A 7,320-nucleotide genomic window follows, 5' to 3' on the forward strand; every position below is an offset into this window, starting at 1 on the left:
GGGGGCTGGGGGGGATGGGGGCTGGGGGGGATCAAACCTTCGCTTCCTTCACCAACTTATCCCAACCCAAATCCTTGAGATTATTGTTCCGACGCAGCGGACGAGTCACCAACTCCAGAATATCTCGGGCGTTAGTAAATCCGTGAATTTGCGCGAAGGTAAACTCCACAGACCATTTAGTATTGATCCCGCGAGCCTCCAAAGGATTGGCGTGCGCCATACCCGTAATCACCAGATCGGGACGCAGTTCGTGAATGCGTTGGATCTGATTGTAGTTATCCGGTTTTTCGATAATTTTCGGTGTCGGAACTCCCATTTCATGACAGGTTTTTTCCAACAGATCCAACTCGGCTTTTTGGTAGCGCTTATCCATGTAAGGAATACCGATTTCCGAACAAGTCATCCCGCAGCGGATCAAGAAACGCGCCAAAGAAATTTCCAGGAGATTGTCCCCCATAAAGAAAACCGACTTGCCCCGGATTAATTGAATGTAATCCTCCAGATTCGCCCAAATTTGGGCTTCCCGCTCTTCCATTCCCTTCGGTTCAATGCCGAAAACGGAGCAGATTTTCTCGATCCAAGCCCGGGTTCCGTCCGGTCCGATGGGGAACGGGGCGCCGATCAATTTGCACTTGCGGCGGCGCATCAGGGTGGTGGCGGTGCGGGACAGGAAGGGATTCACCCCCGCCACATAATAGCCCTCTTCCAGGACGGGTAATTCGGTGTAGCGCTTGGCGGGAAGCCATCCGGACACTTTGATCCCCTGTTTCTTCAACTCCAGGGTCAAATTTGTTACCACCGGGTCCGGGAGGGAACCGAACAAAACCAGGGGCGGATGATCGACGTATTCCGACTCTTCCCGGGCGACTTCTTCGTTCTTTTTCCCGAAACTGAGCAACTTCTGAATCGCGTTGCGATCCGCGACAGCGCACCCATCGCCCTTATCCTCTTCTTCAACTTGCTTCGGACAGCGATTCGCCATAGCAGCCAAAACGGTATCTTCACCCTGAGTAAAAGCATAATCCAAACCGTTCGCCCGGGCTACGACGATGGGGATTCCAATTTCAGATTCGAGTTTCGGCGCCAACCCTTCCAAATCCATTTTGATGATTTCGGTGGTGCAGGTTCCGATCCAAACGATCACGCTCGGGTTGCGATCGCGCTTGATTTGCAAACACAGCCGCTTCAGTTCTTCGTAGTCGTTGAGTTGGGCGGAAATATCCCCCTCCTCTAACTCTGCCATCGCATAACGAGGCTCGGCAAAAATCATCACGCCCATCGCATTTTGCAGAAAATATCCGCAGGTTTTCGTCCCGATCACCAAAAAGAAACTGTCTTCGATTTTTTGATACAGCCAAGCGACGCAACTGATCGGACAAAAGGTATGATAATTCCCTGTTTCACATTCAAAGGTGAGCGCTTCAGGTTGTGCGACAGTCATCGATTTCTCCTTGTGGTTAACTTCAGTGCCTTTTTTAAAGCTGTCGGCACCCAGCTCTTTTGCAAACCGCTAAATTAGTGGGGATAAAATAGCAGGAGTTTGGACATTAGGAACCCTATACTTTGGATGCTGATGCTCCAAAATCTGAAATCATGAATGCAACAACCTGAACCAACTTGGAGAATTATTTGATATCTGATATCGAAATATCATCATCGTCTGTCGAGTCGGTCAGACTTTCCATATCCAAGTCATCAAACCCATCTTTGGTTCCGGTCGTTACTTCCCCCAGGTCGTCTAAACTGATCTCATCCAGACTGCCAAATTCGGTGTCATCATCACTCAATTCTCCGAGATCTAAGTCATCGTCGGAAGTGGTTTCCAAATCTCCAAAGTCATCATCTCCGCCCAGGTTCAGATCCAAATCTCCAAAATCATCTGAGGAATCATCTTCAAAGGGATTTTCTCCTTCCAAATCCAACTCGTCATCAACGCTCAGATCTTCGTCAGTTTCCAGACCCAAATCCATCTCGTCGGTGGCTAGGTCTTCTCCCCCATCCAGACCCAAATCCATCTCGTCGTTGGCCAGATCTTCTCCCGCTTCCAGACCCAGGTCTAAATCGTCGGTGCCGAGATCTTCGTCGGTGGTCAGGTCATCGTCAGCTTCGAGACCCAAATCCATCTCGTCGGTGGATAAGTCTTCCTCTCCGGCTTCGAGATCCAAATCCATCTCGTCGGTGGATAAGTCTTCCTCTCCGGCATCGAGACCCAAATCCATCTCGTCGGTGGTCAGGTCTTCCTCGGCATCGAGATCCAAATCCATCTCGTCGGTGGATAAGTCTTCCTCTCCGGCATCGAGATCCAAATCCATCTCGTCGGTGGATAAGTCTTCCTCGGCATCGAGATCCAAATCCATCTCGTCGGTGGATAAGTCTTCCTCGGCATCGAGATCCAAATCCATATCGAGATCTTCTTCAGTAGCCAATTCTTCATCGGCTTCCAATTCCAAATCCTCTCCCTTTGTGGCCAGTAAAGCCGCGCCCGCGACAGCAGCACCTCCCACCACTGCGGCCGTACCAATATCCACATCAGAGGATGGCTCGAGATCTGGAGGGGTTTCTTCCACAGGTGCTTCCACTTCTGGAGGTGGATAATACCCCGGTGCCGCCTCAATATCACCCCTATTTTCGATCGCGGCGTCCGGATGGTCGTCCGGAACTGCCGGTACGGGGGGTGCGGTTGCCGGTACGCCAGCAATTCCGATCGCGATATCCGGGTCGAAGTGCAACCCCAGAACTTCGATCAATTTTTCCGGGTCGGGATTGAGTTTGGAAAAGGGCAGCATCAACTGTGCTGCATCCGGGTCCAGGGCGTTGATGGTTCCCAAGATCATGGCAGAGGATGGCCTTCGACCTCCGTCGGGAGTGGGGATGGAGCTCAACTCCATTTGTAAAACCAACCAGTCGCGGTTTTCTTGGTAATACTGCAACCACTTTTGTTTGAGGGCAGCGGTAAACTCCTGGAAGAAAGCCATAACCTCTTTTTCCTTATCCTGAGTAGCTAGACTTATTAAACCATCATCAGGTCTAGCTCATCTTCGGGAGTTTGAACAGGGGGTTGGGTGGGATTGAGGTAAAAGTCCGACAGCAGGGAGAACAATTCCCGATCCGGAGCATCGTGGGGGACGACGCCTTCCGGTTGGGAGAGGATTTGATCGGCGATGTTGAGATAGTAGTCGCAGACGAAGTTGAGGGAGGGGTCGGTTTCTGCCATCTCGAAGAGGGTTTTTCCTTTAACCCGGGAGATGCGGATATCTTCGATCAGGGGAAGCACTTCCAAAATGGGCATGGGGACGGATTCGACGTATTTTTCGATCAGATCCCGCTTGGAGGTGCGGTTGCCGATCAGACCCGCCAGACGCAGGGGGTGGGTGCGGGCTTTTTCCCGGACGGAGGCGGCGATGCGGTTGGCCGCGAACAGGGCGTCGAAGCCGTTGTCGGTGACAATCATACAGTAGTCGGCGTAGTTGAGCGGCGCGGCGAAACCGCCACAAACCACGTCTCCGAGTACGTCGAATAGAATCACGTCATATTCGTCGAAGGCGTTGAGTTCTTTGAGGAGTTTGACGGTTTCTCCGACGACGTAGCCACCGCATCCGGCACCGGCGGGGGGTCCACCGGCTTCGACGCAATCGACTCCGCCATAGCCTTTGTAGATGACGTCTTCGGGCCAGATGTCTTCGTAGTGAAAATCTTTTTCCTGCAGGGTGTCGATGATGGTGGGAATCAGGAATCCGGTCAGGGTGAAGGTGCTGTCGTGTTTGGGGTCGCAGCCGATTTGCAGCACTTTTTTGCCCCGTTTGGCCAGTGCGACGGAGATGTTGCAACTGGTCGTGGATTTGCCGATGCCACCTTTGCCGTATACTGCGAGTTTCACGATTTTTTCTCCTCGGGCGTGGTTTTCAGATGGGCGGGTTTGGGGGACGATCGCGATCGCCAATTTCGGAATCGGGGATGTCGCCTCCCGTCGATCGCCATTATTGATGATGTTTCCGGGAAATGAAAGGGGCCGTTCGGGCAGATCGGTGCGAAAATCAGCTCTTTGACTTTTATTTAAGATCCTAAACTCCATAAAACGCCAAAAAGCTTTCTCACCTTTTTTTTTTAATTTTTTATAATTTTTTATTTACTTTTTTTATAAAAAGAGTTACAATAAAAAAACATTGGACGGCGACTCCAAAGGCTAAAACTATCGCCAGTAAGGGAATAGAGCCGTTTTTGATTCCGGCGGGAGGGGATGAAGAGTGGCGATCGGCTGAGTAAACATACGGAGCGATCGCGGCCCATTTCTGGCCGTCCGACCCCCAACGGGATGCGATCGCACCCCAGTCGAGGTCAGTTCTGAAGGGGACAAGCCGATTTGTAAAAAGTTATGAATTTTCCATCAATTGGGGTGTATAGGGGATACAGGAAATCGAATCTTCCCCCTGCCTCCTCCGCCTCCCCACTCCCCACTCCCCACTCCCCACTCCCCACTCCCCACTCCCCACTAATCGATCGTATAGACGACATTGAAATAGAGGCCGTCGTCCTGGAAGTTGTCGCCCCGGTCTTCGAGATCCATGAGGGGGAAAGCGTAATCGACGCGCAGGTTGAGGTTGGGGATGGGTTCCCAGAGCAGGCCCAGACCCGCGCCCACCAAAAACGTCTGTCCGAAGAGTTCGTTGGGGTTGTCAGGGTGATTCCACACCTTGCCGACATCGACAAAGGGCGCTAATTGAAGATTGGGCAAGTTGGCGCGATCGCGGCTGAGGGTGATGCGATTTTCCAGCGAAAACCGGAACCCGTTGTCTCCGGCCCGCACGTTCTGGCGATAGCCCCGCAGGGACAGTGCCCCGCCGACGACGAACTGTTGGGCCGGAAATAGGGGGTCGGCGGACAATTGCAGGTCTCCCTGGACAATCAGCAGGTGATTGTCGCCGAGACGCTGCACCCGCTGGACTTGTCCGAGCCAACTCAAAAACTGCCCGTTGGGGAGAAACGCCGTGTTCGTAGCATCCAAGATTCCCAAACCCAAACTGAACTGCGATCGCAGCGCCCAGGCCCCCCGAGGGTCGCGACGGATGTAGTCCTGTCCGAATTTCAGGACGCTCGTCCGGGTCACGCCATCATCCTGCGGGCCGAACCCGAACCGCAACCCCTCGCCATCCACAAACGTTTGAGAGTCCTGGTAGGCGAACCCCAGAGACAGGGCGAACTCCTCAGCCGGAGTCCGGACCAGCGGCTGGCGGTAGCTGATTTCGTACTGTAGGGAATTGCCCTCGATGTTGAGGTCCTCGAAGTCCTCCTGAATCACCCGGTTTTGGTAGGGCGGAATCCGAAACTGGAGCGTGCCGTTCATGGCGTTGACGGGGATGCTGTAGAGGATGTCGAGTACGTCCGACTCCCCGTCCGTAATCAGGCGGGTGGTGTTGTAAGAGACGAACAGCAGGTCTCCCCGCCCGGTCAAATTGAGATGGCGGACATTGAGGCCCAAGCGCTGGCTGCCGATACTGGGGGGAGAATAGTTGTCCGTGCTGAAACTGACTTGGAAGGCATCGGCTTCCGTCACCCGCACCACCAAAATGCTCTGTCCCTCCTCGGTGCCCGCCCTCAGACTCGCCTCGACGCTCTCGAACAGGGGATCGACGCGCAGGAGTCGCAGTTGGTTTTCCAGGCTGGCGGTGCTCAGGGGGACGTCCGCACCGAGGCGGATGCGATCGATGATGTAGTCGGGGTCGAGGCGGCGGGTTCCCTCCACCTCGATGGTTTCCAAACTCCCTTCGATGACGCGAATTTGAACGACTCCATCAACGATGGTCTGTTCGGGGACGACAGCCCGGGAGGTGATGAAACCCTGTCGGAGATAGATTTCCGTGATGGCGTCCGCGGCGGCCCGCAGTTGGGAGAGGGTGACGGTCTGATTTTCGAGGGGAGAAACGATCGCCGAGATGTCTTCGGGGGTGAGGAGGGTGCTGCCGGCGACTTCAATTTTCCGGATGGGGAAGGGGGTGCCGTCCGTGGGGAGTTGGGGTTCTTCGGGGGGTTGCGGCTGCAGTTCCGGTTGTGGCGGGGGAACTTTGTCCGGTTTGGGGAGGGGTTGCAGGAAGCGATCGCGGTTGGGGTCGGGACTGGGGTTGACTTGGCCGAGCAAGGGACAATCGGGGGAATCGCAGAAAGAGAAAGGCGGCGGAACGGGGCGGGCGACGGCGAGGGCGGAAACTTGAAAGCCGAACCAGACGGCCCAGGGTGCGATCGTTCCACAGCTCAGAACGGAAAGGCGTACACGCATGGCGGATGATGGAAAATGGGAAAGATTCGGAGCGATGCCCTGAATTGAACGTTCCCGCCCGTCGCCTCCGAGGCGTCACGCTCCCGGTTCCAAGACGAGTTCGGCGGGGACGAACGGTTCTTTATACAATTCGACCTGGTTGCGCTCCGTAATGTAGAGATCGGCGGATTTCAACAAATCCGACCACGCTTCAAGAAGCGCCGGATCTCCGGGGTCGGACGAGAGCAACTCGGAAAATGTGGCGACCCGATCGTACCAAAGCTCCTGCCCGGTATAAAACTCCAGGCGTTCTTTGGGGTCGGATTGTTCCAAGATCTCGGCCTGTGCGGGATTCAAGTCCACCTTTCTGACCCAGCCGTGGACCACCGGGTTGACCGCCGGGTTGTCCTCGTCACACACGACGCTGAGATACCAGTGATAATCCCGGCCGGTTTCCAAGGCCGGAAATCCGTCGAGGGAGGCCAAGTCGATGCCCACGATTCCCGGATTGTCGATGTCGAGTTGGAACGTGGCACTGTGGATGAGAATTTCCTCGTCCGGGTTCTCTGCGGACTCTGGGGGAAGTTGAGTCAGGAGGAACTCGACGGGGGTATTTTCGGGAACCGTCGGGAAGTAGAAGAAGAGTTGGGGTCGTTCCCGGGCCGTCAGGCCCATCGTCGAAACGGGGATTAGGCTGGTGAGGCGGGTGTATTCGGAACATCCCCCCCGGGTTCCGCCCCCTTCCCGCCGGCCCGGAATGCCGCGCTGGGGCGGCTCGAAGGCCGTCAAAATCTCCCGGCGGACTTCCACCCCGACGGGGGACAGCGGCCCCGGTCGAGAGAGGCTTTCCAACGGATGGGCGGACTCAGGCAGGAGCGAAGCACTGAAGATAAAGATTTGAGTACAAAATGTCCAAAAAAAAGTTGCCCGGGAGAGGGAAAACGCCGTCTGAACCATAAGAGTCAACCCGAAAATTGGCGAAATACGAGATATAAATTAGGGGTCGAGAGAGATGTTACCATCTCCCCCTCCCATTCAGAACCGTGCATGAGACTTTCACCTCACACGGC

Annotated in this window: 5 protein-coding genes; all 5 read right to left on the reverse strand. The window is 54.9% G+C overall.

The genetic code is table 11. The annotated features are described in order from the left end of the window. Positions 1-31: 31 nt before the first annotated feature. Positions 32-1,441, reverse strand: a complete 1,410-nt coding sequence (locus tag LKE08_RS12960; RefSeq protein ID WP_324704649.1) for a ferredoxin:protochlorophyllide reductase (ATP-dependent) subunit N — start codon at positions 1,439-1,441, stop codon at positions 32-34. 184 nt (positions 1,442-1,625) lie between these two features. After that, positions 1,626-2,975 (reverse strand): DUF5331 domain-containing protein, encoded by a 1,350-nt coding sequence (locus tag LKE08_RS12965; RefSeq protein ID WP_324704650.1) that lies wholly within the window; start codon positions 2,973-2,975, stop codon positions 1,626-1,628. A 35-nt stretch (positions 2,976-3,010) separates the two neighbouring features. After that, the gene (bchL, locus tag LKE08_RS12970; RefSeq protein WP_324704653.1) at positions 3,011-3,877 is read right to left on the reverse strand and encodes a ferredoxin:protochlorophyllide reductase (ATP-dependent) iron-sulfur ATP-binding protein; all 867 of its coding nucleotides are present in this window, start codon (positions 3,875-3,877) and stop codon (positions 3,011-3,013) included. Between the two features lie 612 nt (positions 3,878-4,489). Next, entirely contained in the window at positions 4,490-6,271 is a 1,782-nt protein-coding gene (locus LKE08_RS12975; protein ID WP_324704651.1) for a ShlB/FhaC/HecB family hemolysin secretion/activation protein, read from the reverse strand. A 75-nt stretch (positions 6,272-6,346) separates the two neighbouring features. Continuing rightward, positions 6,347-7,207, reverse strand: coding sequence for a DUF928 domain-containing protein (locus LKE08_RS12980; protein ID WP_324704652.1), 861 nt, complete (start codon positions 7,205-7,207; stop codon positions 6,347-6,349). Positions 7,208-7,320 lie beyond the last annotated feature (113 nt).

Origin of the sequence: Lyngbya sp. CCY1209 (genome assembly GCF_035615495.1) — a bacterium.
Taxonomy (GTDB): Bacteria; Cyanobacteriota; Cyanobacteriia; order Cyanobacteriales; family Microcoleaceae; genus Limnospira.